Source organism: Ectobacillus panaciterrae DSM 19096, from assembly GCF_000430785.1.
Taxonomy (GTDB): Bacteria; Bacillota; Bacilli; order Bacillales; family Bacillaceae_G; genus Ectobacillus; species Ectobacillus panaciterrae.
Window position 1 is genome coordinate 1 of record NZ_AUMR01000069.1, and the last position, 25,181, is coordinate 25,181.

The window sequence follows — 25,181 nt, forward strand, 5'->3', positions numbered from 1 at the left end:
GTATTGATTCAGTTAATCCGAGTCACACATGAAGTAGAACATGAACTGACTTCCAAGCTATCGTACTTCGGACTATCCGATCGAAAGTATAAAATCTTATTATCTTTGTTGAATCATGAGCGTCCTCTTAATCCTTCAGAGTTAGCTGATTATGCAGGAGTTACTCGTTCCACCATAACGGGTTTGCTGGATGGGCTTGAAAAGGATGAATTCATTAGAAAGAGCATGCCCGAGGATCGGAGAAAAACAGCAATTCATGTAACAGAAAAAGGAAGGCAAGTCGTGAACACATTGACTCCCCTTTATGGTACCTATATTACAAACGTTTTCTCGAAGACGACCAAAGAGGAACAGTTGCTTTTGATGGATCTACTGGAGAAAATCAAGAGTGGCTTACATTATGCAAAAGATCATAACGTTTTCCCTACATGATTTGATTTACTAGGTACGGAATGCTATGAACAAGGCGTTCATGCGTCCGTATAGCCAGATAGTTCGGTCCCGTACTACATAATTCATTTTTAACTGGATAGTTTTATCATTGTTTTCACCATGAATCCCAAAGCAAAAGGAGCCGTTAGGCCGACTTTTATATATGCCGGTCAATTGGAGTTACGATGTAACTTCATAAAAGGACGCTTGATCAAAAAGGTAAAGGTGTCTTAACAGTCTTTACATTTCAAATCTTATAGGGACAATTGTAATGTTTCTGCGAGAGATAGACTGTTTTCACAATATAAATCAAAGAGGATAGAAAGGAAGAGGATGAATGAATCAGTTTCGAAGACTTATCGTAGTCAACATTGTCACTTTGCTTGTATTAGTTGGAGGGGGATTCTTGGGCTACTATTACTACAACCAAGCACAAAACTATTTAACAACAGACAATGCCAAGATTGATGGAAAAGCCATTCCAGTCGCATCCCCAGCATCAGGAAAGCTTGTGGAATGGACAGCATCAACAGGGAATGCATACAATGCGGGCGATAAAGTAGGCTCTGTTTTAACAAGCAATGGTACAACTACGCAGCAGATTGATATTACGGTTCCGGCAAAGTCAACTATTGTTCAATCCAGCGCAACAGAAAATACGTTTATTGGTGCAGGTTCTCCATTGGCTTACGCATATGACATGAACAACATGTATGTAACAGCAAATATTAAAGAAACAGACATTGATGATGTGAAAAAAGGTCAGGATGTAGACGTGTACGTAGATGCGTTTCCAAATACAACATTAACAGGGACAGTAGAGCAAGTTGGCTTAACAACAGCGAATACATTCTCCCTACTTCCATCTGGAAGTACGACAGCAAACTATACGAAGGTTGCGCAAGTGATTCCAGTGAAAATTGCTTTAGATCATACAAAATCTGTGAATATCGAGCCTGGGATGAATGTGTCAGTCCGTATTCATAAGTAAGGGGGAGGTTGTATGTCCTCAACAATAATTGCTGCATATGCTGTTTTTTGTGTCATTGTATTTGCTGTTATTAACATGATGATTCGTCGTAAAAGGAATGATCATGAGACAGAACTGATAGCAGAGCATGAATCTGTTGAAGAAATAGTAAATCAGCGGGAGGAAATAACATTACCTCAGGATGATGATTCTTCCGTGCAGGTGTTGCAAAGCGCAGCCACCACAATGATTGAAGAAGTAGAAAAGCCAGTTTCAATGCCTGAGCAGAAAAAGCAAACACGAGCGTCTGCGCCAGCAGAAGCAGAACAGCCTGCTATGAATGCAGGTGTTATGTTAACCATCCTTATCATTGGCATGTTTGTCTCGATTTTAAACCAAACCGTTATTAATATTGTACTACCAGAACTAATAACTGAGTTTAATATGTCTACAACCACTGGCCAATGGCTGTCCACTGGATTTATGCTTGTGAACGGGATTTTGGTTCCAATTAGTGTTTATTTGGTGCAGACGTTTACGTATCGAAAGCTCTTTTTGGCTGCAATGATGTTTTTTACAGTTGGTTCCATCGTTTGCGCAGTGGCAACCAACTTCCCGATTATGATGACAGGGCGTGTCATTCAAGCGGTAGGTGCCGGCATTTTAATGCCGATTGGTATGAATATTTTCATGATGCTCTTTCCCCCTGCCAAACGAGGCATGGCTATGGGCTTGCTCGGTGTCGCGCTTATTTTGGCTCCAGCGGTTGGACCTACGATTGCAGGCTGGCTCGTGCAAAATTATACGTGGAATATCATGTTTTACGGTATGTTTGCTCTCGGTTTGATCATCTTTTTTGTAGCACTACGTTTCTTTACAATCGAACAGTCGCTATCGAAACCGAAATTTGACGTAATCGGCGCGGTGGCCTCCACAATCGGTTTGGGCACTCTATTGTACGGCTTTAGTGAGGCCGGTGCCAAAGGCTGGGGCAGTGCTGAGGTCGTAAGCATGCTGGTTATCGGTACGATCGGACTAATATGCTTTGTTATGTGGGAATTAAAATCAGAGACAAAGCTGCTGGATTTGACGATTTTTAAAATTCCTGCTTTCTCGTTTACCATGTTGATTAACATTCTGATTACGATGACCATGTATGGCGGAATGCTGTTGCTTCCAGTCTATTTACAAAACATTCGCGGATTTACAGCAATTGAATCGGGGTTGCTGCTGCTTCCTGGATCATTGCTCATGGGACTCCTGGGACCATTCGCGGGAAGGCTGTTCGATCGATACGGAATCCGTCCTTTAGCAATCTTCGGATTACTTATCATCACATACAGCACATATGAATATACACACCTTTCGATGGATACATCCTATGCGTATATTATGGCTATGTACACTTTACGTTCCTTTGGGATGGCATTCATTATGATGCCCATGCTGACTGCTGGGATGAACGTTTTGCCGATGAACCAAATTGCAGATGGAACTGCGGCACAAAACACACTGCGTTCGGTAGCGGGTTCGATTGGAACAGCCATTTTGGTTACCGTGATGACACGGCAATCCGCATTCCATGCAGCTGATTACGCAAATGAAGTGACCGCAGCGAATCCAGTGCTGCATACAAACTTTACACAGGTAGGGCAAGGTTTAGCCTCACTGGCGCATGTTTCGGCGCAGACAGGAACGACCCTCGAAACAGCCCTGCTGTATGGGCAGGTAATGAAGCTCTCCACTGTGGCTGGGATTAATGATGCATTCTGGGCTGCAACGATTTTATCTGGACTCTCATTTGTTTTATCGCTTTTCTTGCATTCTCCTAAAAAACATGTAAAAAAGTAGAAAATCGGATTAGACACTGTATCTCTTTGTTTATTGCCATGTTCCTTCCACAGGAACATGGCTTTTTCATTACGTGTAAAATATCAGCCAAAAAGTCATGTCTCAAGTGATTTATAGAAAATTCAATAGCGATTGGATTATAAAGAAGTAACTATAACTGTTTCTTCATTTCTTGTTTTCATAGTTATTTTACCGTTTCTATTCTATCTTCTATTACATCTACTAATAGAAGATAGAATAGAACGGAGGTGATTGCTATACTTGTTCAATGTTGCTTTTACGCCAAAGTCAACAAAAATGGTAGAATAAGAACTGATATACCACTACACGTCGTTTGCCTAGAATTTGATGGCCTATTACCAGCTTGTTCACCGCCACAGAATGACAACTTTGTACTTGTAGGTAGTGCTATCGCAGATTCTTGCCAAGAATGTCGTCGTCTTGTACACTCTGGATATGTAATTTTAGAAATCGACTTCGATGGTTAAAGAATGAGTGTCCCAATCGGGGCACTTTTTCTTTGGTGGGGATGTAGTGATATTTTCAGCAAGGGAGTCTTTATCTGTCTCTCGCTGCATGGAATCAACCATGAAAATAAATAAAGCACCGAACTCATTAAAAGTTTAGTGCTTTTCGTTTTTAATCATGAATCTCCTGATACTTATTTCCTTCCGTATCCGTAATTTCAATTTCGCCTGGAACGTATGGAATATTAAAGATAAGCATAGGATTTTTTTCTGCCGTTTCTTCCTCTACTAACAGGTAATATAGGTTTATTTCCTATCAAATGATTTTTGCACCAGAACCTCCTATATCATATCTACATGAGTTATTTTCCAATGCTCATTTTTAATAAGTCGCTCTAAATTCTCTCTGTCTCTTTGTTTTAAGTAATTGATAATTTGTTTATGATCTTCATTCATTTGCTCTAATACAGCGAAAAGCTTTTCTTCATCTTTACTTAAATAAATCTGTCTAACAAAACTGTTTTGTAAAGAATCAAGGAGTTCAATTAACGTATTGTTATTACATTTATCAATATATACTTTATGGAATTGGTTTTGGTATTTTTGATAGTCTGAATAGTTTTTTTGTGAAATTGAAAGGTCAATTTGCTTAGCCCACTTTTCCATTAGTTCAATATCATCTTCTGTGATATGTTCTACAGATAATGAGGCGGCTAGGGCATCCAATACACCAACAATTTGAAAAACATCAAGCTTCTTCTTGGTATCAAGCTCTTTAACGATAAATCCCTTTCGGGGAAGGTATTCAAGTAAATTTTCTGAAGCTAGTTGTATTAAAGCTTCCCTTACAGGAGTTCTGCTTACTTCTAATTTCTCACATAGTGCTGCTTCATTTATCTTATGGTTAGGAAGCAATGTTCCATTCTGAATTCTTTTTGCTATATAATCGTATACATGATCTTTTAGTGAGTGGTATCTGTTTTTGATAGTTCTTCCCCCTAAGTTAAAAGATAATATTATCAATTATACAATATATAATATAAAAGCAGAAGTTCTTACATTTCGTCGAAATTATAAATCATTTATATAGATAATTTCAATTTGAAAATATTTTCAAAATTAGAGTAATCACACATTGAAAAAGCGATAAGGCCATTGTATAATTCGTAGTACAAATAATTTTTCTGATTATTCTGTACAATATACAATATACAAAATAAAATATATTGTATATTTAATGGAATTAACTCATGCTGATGTACTACTTATTCTTACCAATCAACTTAAGGTCAGAAAAATTAAGCAAATAAAAGGAGAAGTGGTAACAAATATAAGACAAAGGGGGGGAGTTTTTAATAAAAAATATACAATATACAATATATTATATATCTGGTTGGAATTGGATAACAAAAGGATATAGTTAGTAAAGTTATAAAAATTTAGAGGTGAGAGATATATGAGTGAGCAAAAATTTAAAGCTGTAAAAGATGGTACAAAAGCTGTATGGGCGGGAGAAAAAGAATCACTTGCTTACAATGCAACTCAAGTTCCAGTGGTGCTTAGTGTAGCCTACAATTACGATGACGTAGATGAGTGGCATGAAGTTGCTATGGGAAATAGACCTGGATATATTTACAATCGTATGACGAACCCAACTATTCAAGCTTTAGAAGAAAAAGTAAGAATCCTTGAAGGAGCCGAGGCAGCTATTGGTTTCTCATCAGGAATGGCAGCCATTAGCAGCACACTGCATACATTTTTAAGACCAGGGGACCGGGTTATATCAGTTAAAGATACATATGGGGGAACCAATAAAATCTTTACTGAATTCTTGCCGAATCTCGATATAGATGTGACGTTATGCAACACAGGAAATCATGAAGAAATTGAAGCTGAAGTGGCCAAAGGGTGTAAGGTTTTATATTTGGAGTCTCCTACCAATCCTACCATGAAAATTACTGATATTGAGAGAATGGCGAGAGCTGGAAAATCTGTGGGTGCATTGGTTATTGTAGACAGTACCTTTGCTACTCCTATTAATCAGAATCCGCTTCAATTAGGAGTTGACATTGTAATTCATAGCGCCACTAAGTTCTTAAGCGGGCATGCCGATGCGTTAGGCGGTGTGGTGTGCGGATCCAAAGAGCTGATGCAAAAAGTCTATCATTATCGCGAAATCAATGGAGCGACGATGGATCCGTGGTCAGCCTATCTTATTTTAAGAGGGATGAAAACGTTAAAACTTCGTGTGCGGCAGCAAGAAAAGAGTGCAATGGAAATCGCAAAGTATTTGCAAAAGCAAAAGCTTGTAGAAGCGGTTTATTATCCTGGATTAGAAACACATCCACATCACGATATTGCAAAGAAACAAATGAGGGGGTTCGGCGGAGTATTAAGTTTTGTATTGAAAGATGAAATGGAAGCCATAAAAATTTTATTGCCAAAACTACAATATGCAAACAAAGCTGGAAACCTTGGGGCTGTTGAAACTATATACGGACCTGCAAGAACGACTAGTCATGTCGAATGTACCCTCGAAGAACGTAAAGCGCTTGGTATTCCGGAGGGTTTGGTTCGTATCTCAGTAGGAATTGAAGATACGGAAGATCTTATTTCTGATTTAGAACAAGCCTTTGCATATTTGGAGTCACAACTACCAGTTACCAGGAGCTCCAAATAAAAAATATTAATAAGGGGAGAGGCATTAAGGTATGGCACATAAAATTGCGTTGCTTGGATTTGGTGTAGTTGGTCAAGGGTTGGCAGAAATTTTAGAAGAAAAAGGTGAATTGTTACGTAGCGGGCTTGGCTTTGATGCTAAAATTGTTGCTATTTCCGATGTCATGAAGGGTTCTCTTTACCATCCTGAAGGTTTGGACATTTCTCAAGCATTACAAGCTGTAAAGGAAACGGGAACGCTAGATAGTTACCCTGAAACCTCTGGTTTGGTAAGAAGATGGGATAGCTTTCAGACAATACGTAAGAGTAATGCGGACACCGTTGTAGAGATTACTTTCACAGATGTAAAAACCGGACAACCTGCTATCGATCATTGTAAGGCAGCATTTGAAAGCAGAAAAAACGTAGTAATGAGTAATAAAGGTCCCGTTTCTTTAGCTTACCAAGAGCTAGCGGAGTTAGCCAAAAAGAATAATGTTCGCTGGGGCTTTGAAGGAACAGTGATGAGTGGAACACCTGCATTAAGAATGCCCATTGTTTCGTTGGTAGGAAATAATATTTCTGAAATACGTGGGATTTTAAATGGAACGACTAATTATATTCTAACCAAAATGGAAGAAGGCTTGAGCTATAAGGAAGCATTGGCTGAGGCACAAACTCTGGGTTATGCAGAGGCAGATCCTACTAGCGATGTCGAGGGGTATGATGCTCAGTATAAAGCTACCATTCTTGCTAATATTGTAATGAATATTCCGATGGAACGAGAAGAAGTAGAATGCGAAGGAATTAGTCATCTTACAAAACAAGACATTCAATGGGCAAAATCTGAAGGGAAAAGGTGGAAACTAATTGCTAAATGCATAAAAGATGGTGATAAAGTAATCGCAAAGGTAGGTCCTGAAGCTATACCGCTTACAGATCCTCTAGCTGGAGTTTTGGGAGCACAAAACGCTATTACTTATAATTGTGATTTAGCCGGTCCGATTACCCTTATTGGTGCTGGAGCTGGCCGCAAAGAAACGGGATTTTCTATTCTTATTGATTTAATCAATATTAGTCGTGGTCAATTGTAATCTTGTGCACTATTCAAGTTACAAAATGGAAAATTACTCATATGAGGTGATTATCAATGACTTTTATCGAAACGCTACCAAAGAAAAATAAGATGTTTCTTGCTGGAAAGTGGGTATCCCGTGCCAAAAAAATTGAAGTCTTAGATCCGCAAGATCATAGTTTAATCGCAACAGTTCCTGCCGCTAATGAGGAGGATGTACTTCATACTATCGAGGAGGCAAAAAAGGGAGCAAAAATTGCCGCGGACATGCCAACACACGAAAGAATTGCTATTCTAAATCGTGCTGCCGACTGGATTTATGAGCATAAGGAAAAATATGCAACGACCATTGCTCGTGAAGGAAGTAAGACAATTAAAGAGGCGAGAAAAGAAGTAGAACGTTGTATAGAAACACTGCGAATTAGCGCAGAAGAAGCAAGACGAATTAATGGTGAAACCATTTCGTTTGACCAGATGCCCGGAAGCGAAAACCGCATTGGATATTATTATCGTTTTCCTATTGGAATTATTGTGGCTATAACGCCTTTCAATGATCCGTTAAATCTTGTTGCGCATAAAGTGGGGCCTGCTATTGCTGCAGGAAATGCCATTATCGTAAAACCAGCACCAGCAACACCGTTAAGCGCTCTTTTATTGGCAGAAGCCTTTGAAAGAGCAGGTTTGCCGCCTAAAGTATTGTCCGTCATTACGGGTTATCCAAGTGATATGGGGGAGAGTCTAATTACCCATCCAGCCGTACGAATGATTTCTTTTACAGGGGGACTTGCCACTGGCCAAGCAATTATGCAAAAGGCAGGTTTGAAAAAGATGAGTATGGAGCTGGGCTCAAACTCACCGGTTATCATACTGGAAGATGCTGATTTAAAAGAAGCGGTTGAATCGACTGTTTCCGGCGCTTTTTGGACCGCGGGTCAAAATTGCCTCGGAGTGCAAAGAATATATGTTCAAGAAGAGATTTATCAGGACTTTATTGGAAGCTTTATTAGCCGTACGCAACAGTATCGAGTAGGTAATAAATTATCAGAGGAAACCGACATGGGTCCTATGATTTCAGAGAAGGAAGCAAAGCGGGTTGAGAGTTGGGTTAATGAAGCTGTTGAGAAAGGCGCAAAATTGCTGTGTGGTGGTAAACGTGAAGGCTCTTTTTATTACCCAACTGTTTTAGAGAATGTACCAGCGGATTGTAAGCTGGCAACTGAAGAAGTTTTCGGACCGGTTGTTACCATTTACAGCGTTCCCGATCTCGATACGGCTATTTTCCAATCTAACAATGTAGATTTCGGCCTGCAAGCAGGTATATTCACTCGTGATTTAGATAAGGCGTTGGGAGCTATACGTAAACTGGATGTAGGGGGGGTTATGGTAAATGATAGCTCTGATTATCGTATAGATGCTATGCCTTTTGGAGGGGTGAAAGGTTCTGGATTAGGTCGTGAAGGAATTAAGTTTGCACTTCAAGAGATGACTGAACCAAAGGTTGTTTGCTTTAAAATGTCATCTAAAAGATAATAAGACAATTTAATGGTGATAATGATAGCTTTATAAGAATCGACCTGTATAGGTCGATCTTCATGGATAATAGTCTGATTATTCTGTAAAAATGCCCAATTGTTATATGTTATTATCTACTCCAAGAAGCATATAGCAATGAGTGAGTTACTTAATATAATCGTAGGTAACTAAGTGTAAATCTTAGGAGACAGTAGATGTCATATCGAATTGAAAAAGATTTCCTATATGCCAGTCAACCCGGTTATGGCGGAGATGATTAACCAGGTAGCGTTCCAGGTCATCGGTAATGACCAGATGATGGATACCTTATAAAGAGTAAATAGAAAAGATTTTACTAGGAAGGCCGTATTACTTATACAAAAAGGAGGAGACTGGATGCTAGACGTAAATAATACCGATCAAAATCAGTTAAAGCGTTCCATGAAAAGCAGACATTTGTTCATGATTTCGCTAGGTGGGGTAATTGGAACGGGTCTTTTTCTAAGCACAGGCTATACGATTAATCAAGCTGGACCGGGGGGAACGATTCTCGCTTATTTGGTTGGCGCACTGATTATGTATCTTGTCATGCTATGCCTTGGTGAATTAACTGTAGCTATGCCGATAACCGGTTCATTTCAAACGTATGCTACAAAGTATATCGGTCCTGCTACCGGATTCACCATTGGTGTGATGTACTGGCTTACCTGGGTGGTTACGGTAGGTTCGGAATTTACCGCATCCGGTCTATTGATGAAGAGATGGTTCCCTGAAACTTCCGTTTGGATATGGAGTTTCATCTTTGCGATTACACTTTTTCTACTAAACGCCTTTTCAGTGAAATTTTTTGCTGAAACAGAATTTTGGTTTGCCGGCATTAAAGTAATCACCATTATTTTATTTATCGTATTGGGGGGAGCTGCGATGTTTGGCTTCATTCCTATGAACGGTAATGCATCTGCCCCGATGCTTTCTAATTTTACCGGTGAAGGAGGTCTTTTTCCTAATGGGCTGCTTCCAGTTTTTATGGCTATGATTTCCGTGAACTTTGCCTTTTCAGGAACAGAACTCATTGGTATTACCGCTGGAGAAAGTGAAAATCCGGAAAAAGACATTCCGCGATCTATTAGAAACGTAATTTGGCGAACAGTTTTTTTCTTTATTGGTGCTATATTTGTATTATCTGGATTAATCTCTTGGAAAAAAGCGGGAGTCATTGAAAGTCCGTTCGTTATGGTTTTTGATAATATAGGGATTCCTTATGCTGCTGATATTATGAACTTTGTTATTCTTACAGCTTTACTGTCAGTAGCCAATTCCGGTCTCTATGCATCTACCCGTATGTTATGGTCTCTTTCAAACGAAAAAACAATAAGCCCTCTCTTAGGAAAGGTAACGTCAAAAGGAGTGCCGCTTAATGCTTTAATTGTGAGTATGGCAGTAGCCTGCTTGTCATTATTCTCTAGTGTAGTTGCACCTGATACAGTTTATGTAGTGCTTGTGGCTATATCAGGATTTGCAGTGGTTATAGTATGGATGGGAATTGCTTTATCGCAGTATATGTTTCGTAAGCGATTTCTTGAAGTGGGTGGGAATATTAGAAATTTGAAATTTCGTACACCACTTTATCCTTTCGTGCCCATCGCTGCTTTTGTTTTATGTTTCGCTTCTTGTGTAGGTCTTGCTTTCGATCCAAGCCAACGAATTGCCCTGTATAGCGGAGTACCATTCATTGCTTTATGCTATTTTTTCTACTATATGAAAAATCGTGGAAAGAAGCATCAAATAGATTCTCATGATGAACTCGATCAGTACATAGAGAATATGGTTCTGGTGCAAAAACCTCAAAACAATTGCAATTAATCTCTAAAGCTCGGACATACTGATACTATTACTCGTTACAATGGAAAAGAAAGCTATCTCCTTTCTGTAACGAAGGCACAGGATGCCAATACAGCAGAAGTTGTAAACCAGGTAAAAGAGAAAATTGCTGCGTTTCATAAAAAACATGACTATACAATGTATACGATAATGGAAGCTTGTCATTAATTCCGCCGGAGACGAGGCAGGAGTTACCCATACGCAGTTGATGAGTTCGCTTCGCGAGTATGTATCAGCACAAACGGTTGGTACGTATAAATTAAATGGGACGGAGCAAGCTGTAGAAATCAGTTATGATAAAAAGATTTCTTCCAAGGCAGACCTTGAGAAGATTGAGCTGCAGACGTCAAAGGGAATAAAAAAGGTTAGCGATATAGCAACAATTGAAGAAGTGAAGGTTCCGACCACCTTGTATCATGATAATGGCAAACAGCTTGTCAAGGTTTCTGCGCTCATTAAAGGGAACAATACTACAAAAGTAACAGAAGCTGTTAAAAAAGATATTAACTCCTTGTCATTGCCAAAGGGTGTTAACGTTTCGTATGGCGGAGGCTTTAAAATGATTTCTGATGGCCTGACCAGCATCGGGGTTGCAATGGTTGCCGCAGTGGGCCTTGTATTCCTTGTATTGGCCATAACCTTCTCAGGTGTCTTAACACCAGTTGTCATCCTGTCATCACTTTTATTCGTTCCGATTGGGTCACTTGGCGGGTTGTTAATCAGCAATCAGCCGCTTTCGATGAGTGCGATGATCGGGATGCTCATGCTCATCGGTGTAGTGGTTGCAAATGCCATCGTTTTACTGGACCGCGTAGAAACAAACCGAAAACAAGGATTGGAATTGCATGAGTCCATCATTGAAGCATCATAGGTACGGCTACGTCCAATCTTGATGACAGCTTTGGCAACTATTTTCGCACTGATTCCGCTGGCGGTGTCAAAATCGTCATCTGGCTTAATTTCAAAAGGCTTAGCAATCACTGTTATTGGTGGGCTAACCACTTCCACATTATTAACACTAATTTTTATACCTGTACTTTACTCATTAGTTGGTAAGTTCAGAAAGCGCCTGACAGATGATGATTTGAGATAACTAAAACTCTAGGGAGACTAAATCATTCATGCTTGCATTCGTGCAGAGCAGCTTGATTAGTCTCCCTATTTTTAGAGTTCCGACACATACCTAGTTAGCTTCAATATAAAACTGAATCGTTGAGTTCATATAAGCAAAGTACCACAAAACAATCGGTTCTAATTATAGATTTCTCTCTAACAAAATCCCCGTTTGTTCTGCCATGATATGAGGTGGATAAGGCATTCCATTCGTGATCCACCATTCCACGAGCCCTACGTAAGACGTCGCAATAAATTGAAGAATAATATCTTCATTTAATCCGTGATTTTTTCCTTCTGTTATATCCACTTCATCCTTGAATTCTTCGATGAGAAACGCAAGGAACTGACTACGGAAAGAAGGGGCTCCTTTACTCACTAACATCGTCGAAAAGAATAAATAATGACTTTCAAGGTATTCGAACCAGATCAGATTCGCATCTATAAAATCCATTTCAGCTGCCGATTCGCACAATTCCCGCATTTCGTTAATATGTTCTTCAATGAGCTTATCCAGTAGATCAAATTTATCCAGGTAATGAAGATAGATGGTTCCTCGGCTAACATTTGCCCTGTCGGAAATATCCTGTATGGTAATGTCATCAAAATTTTTTTCAGACATCAGTTCAATCACAGCTTTTTTTATCGCTTCTTGAGATTTGAGTATTCTTCTATCCACTTTAGACATTGTGAGGGTCACCAAACTTTCTTAAAGATAATTAACAATTTTAATTGATTTGTTCACTAATAAACAAATTGTGTTCATTTAACAATTGTAAGCATCCTGTTTCTGTTTATAATTATAGACAGATGCTCATTAATGTATCAATATTTATTTTTTTACGGGCGTCAAATTTAGCTGAATCAAAGTAAATTAAAATGAAAGAAGTGATATAAAATGTCAAATTCAAAAGAACTTACTGCTGCACAGAAAATGATCGGAGATTTTGCACCAAAAGTTGTAGAGTTAACCGATGATGTTTTATTTGGAGATGTATGGGAGCGTAAGGAGCTTGCTCCGCGTGACCGCAGCTTAATTACAGTAGCGAACTTAATTACTAGTGGAAATACAGAACAACTGGGATTTCATTTAAATAAGGCAAAAGAAAACGGTATTTCTGAACAAGAACTTATCGAAGTAATTACCCACCTTGCTTTTTATGCTGGTTGGCCAAAAGCGATGTCTGCCATTATGGTTGCAAAAGAATTGTTTTCGAAAGAAAAGTAAAAATAAAATTTGCAAAAGTCGTCCAAAAGGTATGCATTTTTTCAATGTTTAAGACTTTTTGTTACTTTTAGTCCTTTAGGAGCTGGAGATTAGAGGATTATTTTTATGGATAAAGTAGTATTGGTGCTGTCCGCCGGCTCGAGGAAAGGCGGAAACGTGGAGTAGGAACTAAATTTATGATACGAGGAGAATAAAATATGAATAAATCAAATAATTCAAGTGAAAGTGTAATCTTCCCGAAAGGTGAAAAAATTACGAATGACTATTTTATAGGGGCAACATGGCTTGAAATGCTGGTTTCTAATGACAGCACTTTTAATTGCCCGATAGGTAATGTAACGTTTGAACCAGGCGCAAGAAATAATTGGCATACGCATCCAGGTGGCCAGATTCTGCTTGTTACCCGCGGCAAAGGATATTATCAGGAAGAAGGCAAACCGGTACAGGTGCTTCATGAAGGGGATGTAGTAAAGATCGATCCGGATGTGAAACATTGGCATGGTGCTACACCAGATAGCTGGTTTACACATATCGCGATAAGTACGAATGTCCAAAAGGGAATCGTCGAATGGTTGGAACCCGTAACGGATGAAGAATATAACAATTTAAAATAACATGAATTTTATCTTGCGGTTCCAAAACGATTTTATCGGTAATACCCGCATAAGGATATTCGTTTCTGAGAAAAAGCTGGATGACTCGCAGGGTGACTTGTCATTCAGCTTTTCTTACGTATTAATGAAGTTACCCTGGAAAGTGAGCAAGGATTTATTGAATACAGAAATTTGCCGCACGGCGGCAAAATCAGCTTGCCGTCCCTTAGGAACCAAGTCAAGAAACTGATAGGCTGCATTCAACATATCAATCCCTCGAGCGTAGGACGAATACGTATGGAACACGTTCCCTTGTTCATCCTTATAGAATACGCTGACGCCTTCTCTTTCTACGACTTTGTGTTTCTCCATGGTAATCCCTCCTGTGTATGTTAATACTCATTTTACTCCAACCATCTTCTTCGAAAATTCAGTTATTTTGTTTATCTATACCAGCATGCTTCTTCTCTACATAATTTTTAAAACATTCTCCAAGCAGCTCATTCCCTCCATGCCGATGGTTTTACTCCCACTGTGGCTCCAAAAGACCTACTATCTAATGGAATAGTTTCAATACGGTAGATTATTACAAATTGTTGCTGGTATTACCCTAATCAATTTGTCGTATATAAGTTAGATAGGTTAGCTCGTTCTACAAAAAAGTTAATTGAAATTACAGAGTATCTTGAACAGCATAATATAGAGTTTAGTAGTGTTTTTGATAAAATAGATACAACAACGCCAGCTGGGAAAGCAATGTTTAAAATGTTTGCGGCGTTTGCAGAATTTGAGTGTGATATTATTCGAGAACGTGTGTTGAATGGGTTAGAGGCGGCAAGAGCCAGAGGACGCAAAGGGGGTAGGCCCAGAAAAAGTGAGAAGGTCCGCAAGCAAGTATTGACCATGTATGAAAGTAAAAGTGCACGCTAAAAGAGATTGCAGAAGGTACGGGGAGTTCTGTTCCGACCATTTATAATTGGTTACGTGAACAAAAGAAGTAAAAGGTAAGTATAAACTAAAGATGGTTGATGAGAAGGAATTACTAGGATATTCTACAAAGAACAGTGAATATATCACAGATGATAAAGGAAGTCGAATACATGATGTATAAAATCGGATTAGTCGGTCTAAAAATTTCTATAGAACAGATTTTAGACTTAGCAGAAGAATATAAACATGAGTTGGAATTCATCTCTTTTCCCTATGTAAAAACCGAAGAGACAGAGAAAATTGTCAAGGAACATAATTCCCACGTACATGCATGGCTGTTTTCTGGTCCAATTCCCTATGAAATTGCAAAAAAAACGCTAGGTGCAGATAAAATAATGGTCCATGTTCCTGCTACGGAATCAGGTTTTTATAAGGCCTTTTTAGAGATGATCTATGAACAAGGAAAAATGATTGAGCAGCTAAGTGTTGATACTATGTCCTCAAACAATGTTAGCGAAGAAGCTTTGCCACAGTTGAATGTAAAACCCCCAAAGGTTTATACGAAAGTGTTTGAGTCAGATGTTGATATGAATGAATTGTTGCATTTTCACTTAAACTTATGGAATAAGGGAAAGACAGAAGGCGCTTTATCTTGTTTTCCATCCGTGTGTGAAGCTTTAAGGGAAAACGGAGTTCCAGCCTACCGAATGTCGATGAGTAAGATGGAAATACGGCAAACGCTTCGGATTCTTTCTGAAAAAGTAAAGACTGCCTACTTTAAAGACACACAAATCGGAGTCGAAATCATTGAGGTTGAATATTTTAACAGAGTGGCAGAGGAGATGAAAACTCCTTATCATTTACAGTACTTGGAGCTCCGGCTAAAAGAAATGCTAATTCAACTTGGTGAAAAAATAAATGGTTCCTTTTCAGAGAAAGGAAACGGAAGATACATGATTTTTAGTTCTCGCGGCGCAATTGAACGAGAAATTATTACGCTCGAGGATACCATTCAAAAATTGGCTTTTGAAGCAGATACAACCGTTGCTGTTGGAGTTGGCTTTGGCGAGACTGCCTATTCGGCGGAAATCAATGCTTTTCGTGCTATTCAACATTCAAAGGAAATGAAGAAGCGCGAAATTGTGATTGTTCAAGATGATGGCAAGATTGTCGAATCACCAGGCAAAAAGAAAGAACTGCAATATACCAGCCGTACCCAAAATGAAATCCTTATTGAAAAGTTAAAAAAAGGGAATATCAGTGTAAAAACGTATAAAAAAATATCGGCCCTCATACAAAAAATGGGATGGCGCGATTTTACAACAAAGGACTTAGCGACACATCTTGAGATGACAGAGCGCAATGTACGGCGTATTGTTGCGGATATGTGCGAAGTTGATTTGGCACAATGCGTCGGCCAAGAGGCCTATGCCAATCGTGGCAGGCCAAGTAAAATTTATCGATTGTTATAAGCACCCATGATTTTGGGTGCTTATTTATGTGCGCCCAGCATGGGCGCAGCCTCTAGGGTGAAAGTCCCGAGCCACGAAGGCAGTAGTAGCGGTTAGCTCAACGCAAGGGTGTCCACGGTGACGTGGAATCTGAAGGAAGCGGGCGGCAAATCTTTGATCCGAGGAACACGAACTTCATAGAAGGCTAGGTATCATTGGATGAGTTTGCATAACAAAACAAAGTCCTTACCGCTGGGTTTTAATCGAGCGTATGTCTCGTTCCGCTTGGTTGTTGTCAAACGGCAGGTCAGGGTTGCAGTAAGAATGCGAGCACCGCATCCTGAACGCTTTTGGTTTTTATACCATGAAAATTCGGGGTTTTTTGTTCCGAATAAAAATTTCCCATAGAGTAGATGATATTCATAATGGTTTGTCTGTCTGATCTTTTTGCACCAGAACCAATGATAAAGATGATCGACTAGAGGTCATACTAGCAGCTGGCCATTCAATAGCTTTATAAACAGAGCGAATCTAATTGATGTATAAACGCACGATTTCACAGAAAAATAAGCTAAGGTAATTAATCATGATGAAACAATAGGAGAGAAAAAATAACAGGAATGCTGAACAGGTATACGGTTTCATTTTACACGAAGAAAGAGGGGGTACGATGGGATTTTTCAAGACTGATATGAAACGCCTCTCTTCTAAAACAACAAAACAAAAAACTAGTCAACAAGAAAATCAATTAAAAATCAACTTGAAAGAAAACCTCGCTTACATCCATGAGACGCTCGGAAAAAGTTCAGACATTGTCACACGGGAGTTTCGGATCGGCAGGCAAGGACACATCCAAGCGGCGGTTTTATACACTGATGGCTTAACAGATACGGATGCCATTCATAATTTTATTATGGAATCGCTTATGCTGGATATTCAAGGGACAGCGTTAGAACAAGAGCTTTCCGGCCAACAAGATGTTTTACATACGATACAGGAGGTTATATTGACCGTAGGAGAGATTCAAGAAGTGAGCGATTGGAATCAACTATACGATGATCTCTTATCTGGAAATGCTATTCTTTTAATCAACGGCTCTTCCGCATGTTTGTCGTTGGGGACTAAAAAGTGGAAGGAGCGCGGGGTAACAGAACCAGAGGCAGAGTCTGTCGTAAGGGGGCCAAGGGAAGGGTTTTCTGAGAATTTGCGGGTGAATACCGCCCTGGTGCGCCGGAAAATTAACGATAGAAATCTTTGGTTAGAATCCAAAAAGATCGGAAAAGTGACGAAAACACAGTTGGCGATTATGTATCTAAAAGGTATCGCCAATGAAAAGATCGTAGGAGAAGTGAAGAGTCGTCTCGATCGAATTGATACGGATTCAGTATTGGAAAGCGGCATGATCGAAGAGCTGATTCAAGATAAAACGTTTACCCCGTTTCCGACAGTTTATACAACGGAACGCCCGGATGTAGTGGCAGCGCAAATTCTAGAAGGACGTGTCGCTATTCTTTTGGATGGAACCCCTTTTGTGTTAATAACTCCTGCGTCTTTCGTGCAATTTTTCCAGAGCCCTGAAGATTATTCAAATCGTAGTGATATCTCTACACTAATTCGGTTACTCCGGTATATGGCTTTCTTTTTAACACTGTTGGCCCCATCTTTATATATTGCCGTGACTACATTTCATCAGGAGATGATTCCAACTCCGCTCCTGATCAGTTTGGCGGCGCAACGGGAAGGCGTTCCATTTCCCGCCTTTATTGAGGCGATTGTGATGGAAGTGACGTTTGAGATTTTACGGGAAGCCGGCGTCCGGATGCCCCGAGCTGTTGGGCAAGCAGTCTCTATTGTCGGGGCACTCGTCCTTGGAACAGCGGCTGTAGATGCAGGCATTGTATCGGCAGCGATGGTCATTGTCGTAGCGATTACAGCGATTTCCAGCTTTGTGTTGCCTAATTATAGTATGGCCACGTCCATCCGGCTGTTGCGCTTCCCTTTGATGGGATTAGCGGCTTCTTTTGGATTGTTCGGTATTTCGGCTGGTATGACTGTACTGACGCTCCATTTGTGCAGCTTACGCTCATTTGGCGTTCCTTATATGGTACCGTTTGCACCTTTTATTCCATCGGATCAAAAAGATGCAGTATTTCGTGTGCCGAAGTGGGCGATGTTCACCCGTCCTCGTCTGATTAGCCAACAGAATGTCGAGCGGGAAAAGACGCCACCACCAAAGCCTGACCCCCTTTCAGAAGAGTAGGTAGCCAAAGAGAAAGGAATTAATTATATGGAACGAAAGAGCATCATGATAGTAATCATTATTGTGTTATTTGGCTGCTTGACTGGTTGTTGGAGTCGCAAGGAATTGAATGAATTGGGTATCGCGGTTGGAATGGGCATTGATAAAGAGGAAGACCATTATGTGGTCACTTATCAAGTCGTTAATCCCGGGGAAATTGCCGCACAACAGGGGGGAGGCGGTAGATCTCCTATAACTACCTATCAACAAAAGGCTGATACGATCTTTGAAGCAACACGTAAAATCACCACCGAGTCCTCAAGGAAAATTTATATAGCTCATCTGAAGATGCTTGTGATCGGTCAGGATCTAGCCGAAGAGGGAATCGGTGAGGTGTTGGACTATCTATCCCGAGAAAACCAATTTCGTACCGATTTTTACATTGTGGTAGCCAAAGAGACAAAAGCAGAAGAGATACTAAGTGTGTTAACGGCCTCGGAAAAAATCCCGGCGAATAAACTATTTGCTTCCCTGGAAACATCAGAGAAAGCATGGGCCCCGACCAAAACGGTAGTATTAGATGAGCTGATATCGAAAATCACAAGCAAAGGTATAGAGCCTACTATAAGCGGGATAAAGCGCATCGGAAAGAAAGATGATAGGGGTGCAAAGATGAAGCACGTTCAACAACTCAAGCCTGAGATCCATTTAACGTACATGGGAATCGCTGCCTTTAAAGAAGATCGAATGGTGGGCTGGTTAAACGAGAGGGAAAGTAAAGGATTTAATTACCTTATGGGCAACGTCAAAAATACCATTGATCATGTTCCTTGTTCGAAAGAGAAAAAAGGAAAAGAGCTTGCCATTGAGATATTCCGAACAAAAAGCGATCTAAAAGGAAGCTTGAAACGTGGAAACCCTCAAATCCAAGCAAATCTCTTCGTGGAAGGAAATATCGGGGAAGTGCAATGTGCAAAACTTGATTTATCGAAACCTGAATCGATCGATCAATTGGAAAAAGCAGCAGAACAAAAGATAAAAAAAATGGTCCATGAAGCCCTCCAAAAAGGGCAGAAAAAATATAAAGCCGATATCTTTGGATTTGGTGAGGTGATTCAACGCTCCGAGCCAGCTTATTGGGAAAAAATGAAGAAAAACTGGAGTCAGACGTTTGTCGAATTACCTGTCAATGTTCAAGTGGATGTAAAATTACGTCATACCGGTTCCGTTGGGGATTCCTTCCTGAAGGAAACGAAGGAGTAATAGAACATGATAGGCGTAGTGGGAATCTTAATTGTAGCTATTGGTATTGCCATAATCGAAATTCGTAATCTTTTAAAAAAAGAGGACCGAAAGGAACTCTGGACGTTTGGAATTTTTCTCCTTGTGGGCACGGGCCTTGGTATCGCAAAGGTGTTAAACGTTCATATACCCAGTCCGATGAAGGGGCTTACGATCATTTTAAAGCCGCTTAGCAAGCTTTTTTACGGGTTTTTGTAGAAATGAAGGGGAAATTTCATTCGCCAAGTTTGCTTCATTCTCTACAGATTGTTAGCTGAACCAAGCGTTAGAACGAGATAAAGGAGGTTGGGAAGAAGATGCTGGATAACGAGAAAATATCGGCTCGCCAATTTCGAATCCTGGTGATTTTATTTACGATCGGCACGTCAATTTTAAACATTCCGACAGTACTAGCTGCTGAGGCGAAACAAGATGCTTGGATTGCGGCGATCATAGGTGTTGGTGTCGGGCTGCTTGTCATCTGGTTATACGTCAAGCTAGGGCTGCTGCTTCCCGGCAAAACGTTTGTCGAGATGAATGAAACGCTGTTTGGAAAGTGGACCGGCAAAATGATCTCTCTTGGTTTCGTTTACCTGGCATGGATCGCTGCATCTGCCCTTTTGTTCTACTCAGGGAGTTTTGTGACCATACAACTCCTCCCAGATACACCGGTCGAAGCGATTCATATTGTAATGGCGATCATTATGGTGATAGGTGTGCGTCTTGGGATCGAGACCTTCTCCCGTACCGCCGAAATATTTCTATTCTTTGTTTTTCTCCTTTTTATCATTTTAGTGTTAGCCGTTTTTCCAGAAATTAAGGTTGAAAACCTTCAGCCTGTTTTTGGGACAAACCCCAAGGCACTTCTGAAGGCGGCCCTTAACGTTTCAGAGACTTCTTCATTCACTTGCGTTGTGTTGTTAATGATTTTTCCTGCTTTTGTGAATCAATCAAAAACTGCGGGGAAATCTTTCTTGGTCGGGTATTTCATCGGCGGGGTTGTCATGATTGTCATTACCTTTCTAAGCGTAGCCGTGCTTGGGGCTGATACGACAGCAAGACAACACTATCCAAGCTATGCGCTAGCACGAAAAATTAATATCGGCCATTTTATTCAACGGGTTGAAGCAATGTTAGCCATAATGTGGTTTATCTCTATCTATTTTAAAATGGTCCTTTATTTCTATGCTACTGCCTTAGGTATTGCTCAAATCTTACATATAAAAGATTATCGTCCTTTAACGTTCCCTTTAGGGATGATTTCCGTAGTTTTTTCCCTTGGCATTTATCCAAATGTCAGTTATCAACACACTTGGGATAGAGAGACTTCGATCCTCTCTTGGTTAATAATAGGGGTTTTTTTACCTTTCATCCTGCTTTGTGTAGGAATGTTTCAGAAAAAAAGGGAAAAAAAAGTGGGTTCATCCTGATTTTCAAATCCGAAGTGAGGATGATCTGATTATATTACTATCAAGAAAGATGCAAAAAGCGCAAGCGGTAAGAACTTAAGTCAACAGGTCAAGATGGAGTTCAAAGTTAAATAAAGTATGTTCAGAGAAGCTACTCTTTTAGAGTGACTTTTTTATTTTGCCTTGGAGATGAGAGGAAAATCTGTGTCTACTTTCTTGATCTAATAGGGATACGCGGCAGAACCCCTATAGGGTGATCGTTCCAGTTTCTTAGTCACTCAATAAAATTTTAAATTTTAGATTTCTGTCACTTTGTAAAAATATGCTAAGAACGTTGATTTATCAACGTTCTTATAAAAACACGGACTATATTTTGATCAATCTTTTTTATAAACGCTGCAATTTATTACAAGTGATTAAACTTTCCTTTAAATCCATATAAAGGATTAAAAGGAAAACTTTTATCATTGAATTTAGTAACCAGACAAGTTTTTATTTATAATTTTCAAAATATATTGAAATTCAACTCGCGAAATATTATACTCCATTTAAGGAATTTTTTCCTTAAAGTATCCTAAATTAAGAATTGTTATGTAAGTTGAATGAAAAAGGGGTTGTAATGGATGTCTCAAATGACAATGACTCAGGATTTAATCGAGGCTGTTAAAGATGAAGTGATTGGATGGCGAAGATATTTTCATAAGTATCCGGAGCTGTCTTTTCAGGAGGAAAAAACAGCACAATTTGTTTATGAAACGCTACAAACTTTTGGTGATTTGGAAATTTCACGTCCGACAAAAACGAGTGTTATGGCTCGTTTGATTGGTCAGCAGCCTGGGAAGGTTATTGCACTGCGGGCAGATATGGATGCGCTTCCAATTGAAGAAGAGAATGATTTTGACTTTGTATCACAGAATTCAGGCGTGATGCATGCTTGCGGACATGACGGGCATACGGCGATGCTGCTTGGTGCAGCAAAGATTCTTACACAGTTAAAGGATCAAATTAAAGGGGAGGTGCGCTTTTTATTTCAACATGCTGAGGAACTACCGCCCGGCGGCGCCCAAGAGCTGGTGAAAGCCGGTGTGCTTGATGGAGTGGATATGATCATCGGTACCCATCTCATTTCGGCCCTTCCTGTAGGGAAAATTGGTTTGAGTTCCGGTCCGATGATGGCTGGAGCTGATACGTTTAAAATTACCGTTGTGGGTAAAGGAGGGCACGCCTCACAGCCCGACCTAACCATTGACCCCATTGCAATTGGAACTCAGATTGTAACAAATCTTCAGCACATTGTTTCGAGGTATCGAGATGCTCAGGAAACTCTTGTGATTTCGGTGACTCAGTTCCATGCGGGAAGTGCAATTAATGTTATTCCAAGCAGGGTAACCATTGGAGGGTCCGTTCGAAGCTTTAATCCGGAACTGCGGGAAAAGGTTCCAGCTTTTATCGAACGCATAGTAAAAGGGATTACAGAAGCGCATGGAGCTACTTATGAATTCGATTATCAGTTCGGTTATGCTCCGACCATTAATGATGAAGAAGTAACACGATTAATGGATGAAACGGTCTGTGAGGTATTTGGTGAAGAAAGTCGAGAAATTATCAAGCCGATTATGGGAAGTGAAGACTTCTCTGCCTATCAAAAAGTAGTTCCAGGATCTTATATTCAAATAGGGGCTGGTAGTGAAGAAAAAGGGATTATTTATCCTCACCATCATCCCAAATTTACTGTCGATGAACAGGCTTTACAATATGGGGTGAAGTTATTCGTTCACGGGACCTTTAAAATATTAAATCTAACATATTAGGGGGATAAGAGCATGAAAATATATTGGCTTGGAATTATTCCGTTTCTTGGCCTTGTTGTAGGAGCTTTGTTTACAAATAAAGTGACTCCTTATGTTCTGGGCATGCCATTCTTTCACTTTTGGATTGTACTCTGGTCTTTTCTAACTACAGGTATTATGGGGATTATATATATGCTAGATCCTGCTAATCGGGAGGGAGATTCAAGATGAATATTGCAGTGTTTTTCATCCTATTTTTTTTCGTGATTTCTGTTGTGATTGGTATTCGGGCCAAAAAAGGGAAAGAAATGAACTTGGAACAGTGGTCGGTTGGAGGACGCGGAATGGGAACCCTATTCATTTTCCTCTTATCCGCAGGTGAAATGTATACTACCTTTACCTTTTTGGGGGCAAGCGGTTCGGCTTATGGGGATGGAGGTTCCATCTTTAGTATCGTAACATACGGCTGTCTGGCTACGGTAATATCCTACTGGACATTTCCTGCTATTTGGAGATATGCAAAGAAACACCAATTAGTTTCCCAATCGGATTTTTTTGTGAAAAAATATCAAAGCCCTTATCTTGGAGTGCTTGTTGCAATTATAGGTGTTGTAGCTTGTACTTGCTACTTAGTTCTGCAATTGAAGGGATTAGGATATATCGTTTCTGTAACATCCTATGGGGCCATCTCTTCTACAGCCGCCATTTGGGTCGGAGCAATTGGTGTAACCATTTTTGTGATGATTTCCGGTATTCACGGTTCTGCCCGGACATCCATTTTGAAGGACATTCTAATTCTTGGCATTGTCGTATTTTTAGGAGTTTATTTCCCTATGCATTATTATGGCGGTCTTCAACCTATGTATGAGGCTATTGAAAAAGCAAAACCGAACTTCACCGTACTTCCGGAACAAGGAATGAGCGTATCGTGGTATATATCGACCGTTGTCTTAAGTTCTATTGGATTTTATATGTGGCCGCACGGGTTTTCTCCTATCTTCGCTGCCTCTAGCGAAAAGGCTTTACGAAAAAACGCAATCCTAATGCCGATGTATCAATTGATTTTGTTGTTTGCCTTTTTTGTCGGATTTGCAGCTATCTTACAGGTCCCAGGGTTAAAAGGAAGCGAAGCCGATCTTATCTTGCTGCAGCTTTCTAAAAGGGATTTTGATCCATGGTTTGTGGGCCTAATTGGTGGAACCGGCGTGTTAGCCGCTTTAGTACCAAGTTCCTTGCTATTGATGACAATCTCAACATTGCTTGCTAAAAATGTGTATCACGTATTCACTCCATCAGCAACGGACAAGCAGATTGCAAAATTGGTAAAATACTTGGTTCCCTGTATTTCTCTCGTAGGGATTTACTTGACCTTTAAAGGGGGAAATACCCTCTTTAGTCTCGCTATAATCGCTTATAATTTTATTACACAACTCGCTCCTGCCTTTTTCTCCAGTTTGATGAAAAGGAACTTTGTAACCAAACATGGAGCATTTGCCGGGATTATAACAGGGGGAGTGTTAGTCTCTGTTATGGACTTAGGGAACATAAAAATTGGTCAACTGTTTCCTTATCTTCCTCAAGCCATTAAAGACTTGAATGAAGGAATTATCGCCTTATTTGTTAATATCGTCGTCTTAGTGGTTGTCAGCTTGATGACAAAAAACATTACTGCTCATCAGGATACCGATGTTTTGGAGACAACAGCAGTAGAGCACAAGGTTTTGATGCAAAAAGAATCTAACAGCTAACCCAATATAAATATTACGGGGCAGCATGCACATGTTAACGCTTTTATACGTTAAGGAAGCTCAAAACTCAATGTTGCTAATTTTAATTGAGAATTTGTTTTCGAGATGAATTTTAAGACAAATTTTAAGCTGTTTTTTGGCTATTCGTTGCTTTAGAATTTTAAGTCTCAAATCCCTGCGTTTTTGAGACTAAATAAGTCCCTTAGAATAGTAAAATCAACGTTTTTCCGTGTCGAAATTGCTTAGCGTATGTTCTCGTTAAAATGTGGGTTGGCCCCACATCCATCAACTTAAGCATTTAGGCTATTCTTAAAGTTAAAAGCACGTTACTATTCTCTTATGTTAATGAGAAAGGGTGACGTGCTTTTTATGAATATGCGTCAAAAACAAGAGTTGTCTTTATTTGCCGAAGAGTTGTATCGGTATATGTCTCCCGCTGCATTGAATCAATTAGCTATAGAAGCAGGCGGAATGAAACGAAAACGGAAGTGTTATGGACACCATTTTTTATCTTTGTGTGTATGGTTAAATCAACAAATCGCTACTACCTCGC

Annotated in this window: 22 protein-coding genes and 2 pseudogenes; 20 read left to right on the forward strand and 4 right to left on the reverse strand. The window is 39.9% G+C overall.

The genetic code is table 11. The annotated features are described in order from the left end of the window. From H540_RS29945 to H540_RS0116220, 3 genes are all read left to right on the forward strand, one after another. The coding region (locus H540_RS29945; RefSeq protein ID WP_051317142.1) for a MarR family winged helix-turn-helix transcriptional regulator at positions 1-432 on the forward strand (432 nt) is incomplete at its 5' end. A 337-nt stretch (positions 433-769) separates the two neighbouring features. Beyond that, complete coding sequence (locus H540_RS0116215; protein WP_028401549.1) at positions 770-1,423, forward strand: HlyD family secretion protein; 654 nt, start codon at positions 770-772, stop codon at positions 1,421-1,423. A gap of 12 nt (positions 1,424-1,435) precedes the next feature. Beyond that, positions 1,436-3,253, forward strand: coding sequence for a DHA2 family efflux MFS transporter permease subunit (locus H540_RS0116220; protein ID WP_028401550.1), 1,818 nt, complete (start codon positions 1,436-1,438; stop codon positions 3,251-3,253). Positions 3,254-4,062: 809 nt separating this feature from the next. Here the strand turns inward: H540_RS0116220 and H540_RS0116230 are convergent. Further along, positions 4,063-4,743 (reverse strand): GntR family transcriptional regulator, encoded by a 681-nt coding sequence (locus tag H540_RS0116230; RefSeq protein WP_245592264.1) that lies wholly within the window; start codon positions 4,741-4,743, stop codon positions 4,063-4,065. A 433-nt stretch (positions 4,744-5,176) separates the two neighbouring features. Here H540_RS0116230 and H540_RS0116235 point away from each other — a divergent pair, with 433 nt between their 5' ends. The 5 genes and pseudogenes from H540_RS0116235 (at position 5,177) to H540_RS0116255 (ending at position 11,939) form a co-directional block, all read left to right on the forward strand. Continuing rightward, on the forward strand, positions 5,177-6,400 hold the full coding sequence (locus H540_RS0116235; RefSeq protein WP_028401552.1) for a cystathionine gamma-synthase family protein: 1,224 nt from the start codon (positions 5,177-5,179) through the stop codon (positions 6,398-6,400). A gap of 31 nt (positions 6,401-6,431) precedes the next feature. Continuing rightward, positions 6,432-7,472: a homoserine dehydrogenase gene (locus tag H540_RS0116240; RefSeq protein ID WP_028401553.1), complete on the forward strand. Its 1,041-nt coding sequence runs from the start codon at positions 6,432-6,434 to the stop codon at positions 7,470-7,472. Between the two features lie 56 nt (positions 7,473-7,528). Then, positions 7,529-8,983 carry an aldehyde dehydrogenase family protein gene (locus H540_RS0116245; protein ID WP_028401554.1) on the forward strand — a complete coding sequence of 485 codons (1,455 nt, stop codon included), beginning with the start codon at positions 7,529-7,531 and terminating at the stop codon, positions 8,981-8,983. 378 nt (positions 8,984-9,361) lie between these two features. After that, on the forward strand, positions 9,362-10,828 hold the full coding sequence (locus tag H540_RS29950; RefSeq protein ID WP_051317143.1) for an amino acid permease: 1,467 nt from the start codon (positions 9,362-9,364) through the stop codon (positions 10,826-10,828). Positions 10,829-11,009: 181 nt separating this feature from the next. Next, positions 11,010-11,939: pseudogene (locus tag H540_RS0116255) on the forward strand (efflux RND transporter permease subunit). Positions 11,940-12,101: 162 nt separating this feature from the next. Here H540_RS0116255 and H540_RS0116260 read toward each other — a convergent pair. Next, positions 12,102-12,647, reverse strand: coding sequence for a TetR/AcrR family transcriptional regulator (locus tag H540_RS0116260; protein WP_028401556.1), 546 nt, complete (start codon positions 12,645-12,647; stop codon positions 12,102-12,104). 210 nt (positions 12,648-12,857) lie between these two features. Between H540_RS0116260 and H540_RS0116265 the strand changes: the two genes are divergently transcribed. Then, positions 12,858-13,187 (forward strand): carboxymuconolactone decarboxylase family protein, encoded by a 330-nt coding sequence (locus tag H540_RS0116265; RefSeq protein ID WP_028401557.1) that lies wholly within the window; start codon positions 12,858-12,860, stop codon positions 13,185-13,187. A 197-nt stretch (positions 13,188-13,384) separates the two neighbouring features. Then, complete coding sequence (locus tag H540_RS0116270; RefSeq protein ID WP_028401558.1) at positions 13,385-13,801, forward strand: (R)-mandelonitrile lyase; 417 nt, start codon at positions 13,385-13,387, stop codon at positions 13,799-13,801. A gap of 114 nt (positions 13,802-13,915) precedes the next feature. On the opposite strand, the gene H540_RS0116275 is transcribed toward H540_RS0116270, so the two are convergent. Continuing rightward, positions 13,916-14,152, reverse strand: coding sequence for a DUF899 family protein (locus tag H540_RS0116275; protein WP_028401559.1), 237 nt, complete (start codon positions 14,150-14,152; stop codon positions 13,916-13,918). A gap of 213 nt (positions 14,153-14,365) precedes the next feature. Here H540_RS0116275 and H540_RS32210 point away from each other — a divergent pair, with 213 nt between their 5' ends. Both H540_RS32210 and H540_RS0116285 read left to right on the forward strand, forming a co-directional pair. Continuing rightward, complete coding sequence (locus tag H540_RS32210) at positions 14,366-14,710, forward strand: recombinase family protein (RefSeq protein WP_281172519.1); 345 nt, start codon at positions 14,366-14,368, stop codon at positions 14,708-14,710. A gap of 173 nt (positions 14,711-14,883) precedes the next feature. Then, a complete protein-coding gene (locus tag H540_RS0116285) occupies positions 14,884-16,182 on the forward strand; it encodes a hypothetical protein (RefSeq protein WP_028401560.1) in 1,299 nt (432 codons plus the stop codon). Positions 16,183-16,407: 225 nt separating this feature from the next. Here H540_RS0116285 and H540_RS35580 read toward each other — a convergent pair whose 3' ends face one another. Next, positions 16,408-16,500, reverse strand: a complete 93-nt coding sequence (locus tag H540_RS35580) for an IS66 family transposase (RefSeq protein WP_155891048.1) — start codon at positions 16,498-16,500, stop codon at positions 16,408-16,410. A gap of 331 nt (positions 16,501-16,831) precedes the next feature. Between H540_RS35580 and H540_RS0116290 the strand changes: the two genes are divergently transcribed. The 8 genes and pseudogenes from H540_RS0116290 to H540_RS32215 all read left to right on the forward strand — a co-directional run. Beyond that, a complete protein-coding gene (locus H540_RS0116290; protein ID WP_028401561.1) occupies positions 16,832-18,421 on the forward strand; it encodes a spore germination protein in 1,590 nt (529 codons plus the stop codon). Positions 18,422-18,448: 27 nt separating this feature from the next. Then, on the forward strand, positions 18,449-19,663 hold the full coding sequence (locus tag H540_RS0116295) for a Ger(x)C family spore germination protein (protein ID WP_028401562.1): 1,215 nt from the start codon (positions 18,449-18,451) through the stop codon (positions 19,661-19,663). A gap of 6 nt (positions 19,664-19,669) precedes the next feature. After that, positions 19,670-19,900 carry a hypothetical protein gene (locus tag H540_RS0116300; RefSeq protein WP_028401563.1) on the forward strand — a complete coding sequence of 77 codons (231 nt, stop codon included), beginning with the start codon at positions 19,670-19,672 and terminating at the stop codon, positions 19,898-19,900. Between the two features lie 98 nt (positions 19,901-19,998). Further along, positions 19,999-21,111 carry a GerAB/ArcD/ProY family transporter gene (locus H540_RS0116305; protein ID WP_028401564.1) on the forward strand — a complete coding sequence of 371 codons (1,113 nt, stop codon included), beginning with the start codon at positions 19,999-20,001 and terminating at the stop codon, positions 21,109-21,111. A gap of 602 nt (positions 21,112-21,713) precedes the next feature. After that, positions 21,714-22,901 carry a M20 family metallopeptidase gene (locus H540_RS0116310; protein ID WP_425388131.1) on the forward strand — a complete coding sequence of 396 codons (1,188 nt, stop codon included), beginning with the start codon at positions 21,714-21,716 and terminating at the stop codon, positions 22,899-22,901. A gap of 12 nt (positions 22,902-22,913) precedes the next feature. Beyond that, on the forward strand, positions 22,914-23,111 hold the full coding sequence (locus tag H540_RS0116315; protein WP_028401566.1) for a DUF3311 domain-containing protein: 198 nt from the start codon (positions 22,914-22,916) through the stop codon (positions 23,109-23,111). Then, positions 23,108-24,628, forward strand: coding sequence for a sodium:solute symporter family protein (locus H540_RS0116320; protein ID WP_028401567.1), 1,521 nt, complete (start codon positions 23,108-23,110; stop codon positions 24,626-24,628). The genes H540_RS0116315 and H540_RS0116320 overlap by 4 nt, the downstream gene beginning before the upstream one ends. Positions 24,629-24,997: 369 nt before the next feature. Beyond that, positions 24,998-25,181: pseudogene (locus tag H540_RS32215) on the forward strand (IS4 family transposase); the annotation flags it as partial.

Bases quoted from the DNA above. Each gene is read 5' to 3' on its own strand.
- H540_RS0116215 (WP_028401549.1), top strand. From the start codon at position 770: ATGAATCAGTTTCGAAGACTTATCGTAGTCAACATTGTCACTTTGCTT.
- H540_RS0116220 (WP_028401550.1), top strand. From the start codon at position 1,436: ATGTCCTCAACAATAATTGCTGCATATGCTGTTTTTTGTGTCATTGTA.
- H540_RS0116235 (WP_028401552.1), top strand. From the start codon at position 5,177: ATGAGTGAGCAAAAATTTAAAGCTGTAAAAGATGGTACAAAAGCTGTA.
- H540_RS0116240 (WP_028401553.1), top strand. From the start codon at position 6,432: ATGGCACATAAAATTGCGTTGCTTGGATTTGGTGTAGTTGGTCAAGGG.
- H540_RS0116245 (WP_028401554.1), top strand. From the start codon at position 7,529: ATGACTTTTATCGAAACGCTACCAAAGAAAAATAAGATGTTTCTTGCT.
- H540_RS29950 (WP_051317143.1), top strand. From the start codon at position 9,362: ATGCTAGACGTAAATAATACCGATCAAAATCAGTTAAAGCGTTCCATG.
- H540_RS0116260 (WP_028401556.1), bottom strand. From the start codon at position 12,647: ATGTCTAAAGTGGATAGAAGAATACTCAAATCTCAAGAAGCGATAAAA.
- H540_RS0116265 (WP_028401557.1), top strand. From the start codon at position 12,858: ATGTCAAATTCAAAAGAACTTACTGCTGCACAGAAAATGATCGGAGAT.
- H540_RS0116270 (WP_028401558.1), top strand. From the start codon at position 13,385: ATGAATAAATCAAATAATTCAAGTGAAAGTGTAATCTTCCCGAAAGGT.
- H540_RS0116275 (WP_028401559.1), bottom strand. From the start codon at position 14,152: ATGGAGAAACACAAAGTCGTAGAAAGAGAAGGCGTCAGCGTATTCTAT.
- H540_RS0116285 (WP_028401560.1), top strand. From the start codon at position 14,884: ATGTATAAAATCGGATTAGTCGGTCTAAAAATTTCTATAGAACAGATT.
- H540_RS35580 (WP_155891048.1), bottom strand. From the start codon at position 16,500: ATGCGGTGCTCGCATTCTTACTGCAACCCTGACCTGCCGTTTGACAAC.
- H540_RS0116290 (WP_028401561.1), top strand. From the start codon at position 16,832: ATGGGATTTTTCAAGACTGATATGAAACGCCTCTCTTCTAAAACAACA.
- H540_RS0116295 (WP_028401562.1), top strand. From the start codon at position 18,449: ATGGAACGAAAGAGCATCATGATAGTAATCATTATTGTGTTATTTGGC.
- H540_RS0116300 (WP_028401563.1), top strand. From the start codon at position 19,670: ATGATAGGCGTAGTGGGAATCTTAATTGTAGCTATTGGTATTGCCATA.
- H540_RS0116305 (WP_028401564.1), top strand. From the start codon at position 19,999: ATGCTGGATAACGAGAAAATATCGGCTCGCCAATTTCGAATCCTGGTG.
- H540_RS0116310 (WP_425388131.1), top strand. From the start codon at position 21,714: ATGTCTCAAATGACAATGACTCAGGATTTAATCGAGGCTGTTAAAGAT.
- H540_RS0116315 (WP_028401566.1), top strand. From the start codon at position 22,914: ATGAAAATATATTGGCTTGGAATTATTCCGTTTCTTGGCCTTGTTGTA.
- H540_RS0116320 (WP_028401567.1), top strand. From the start codon at position 23,108: ATGAATATTGCAGTGTTTTTCATCCTATTTTTTTTCGTGATTTCTGTT.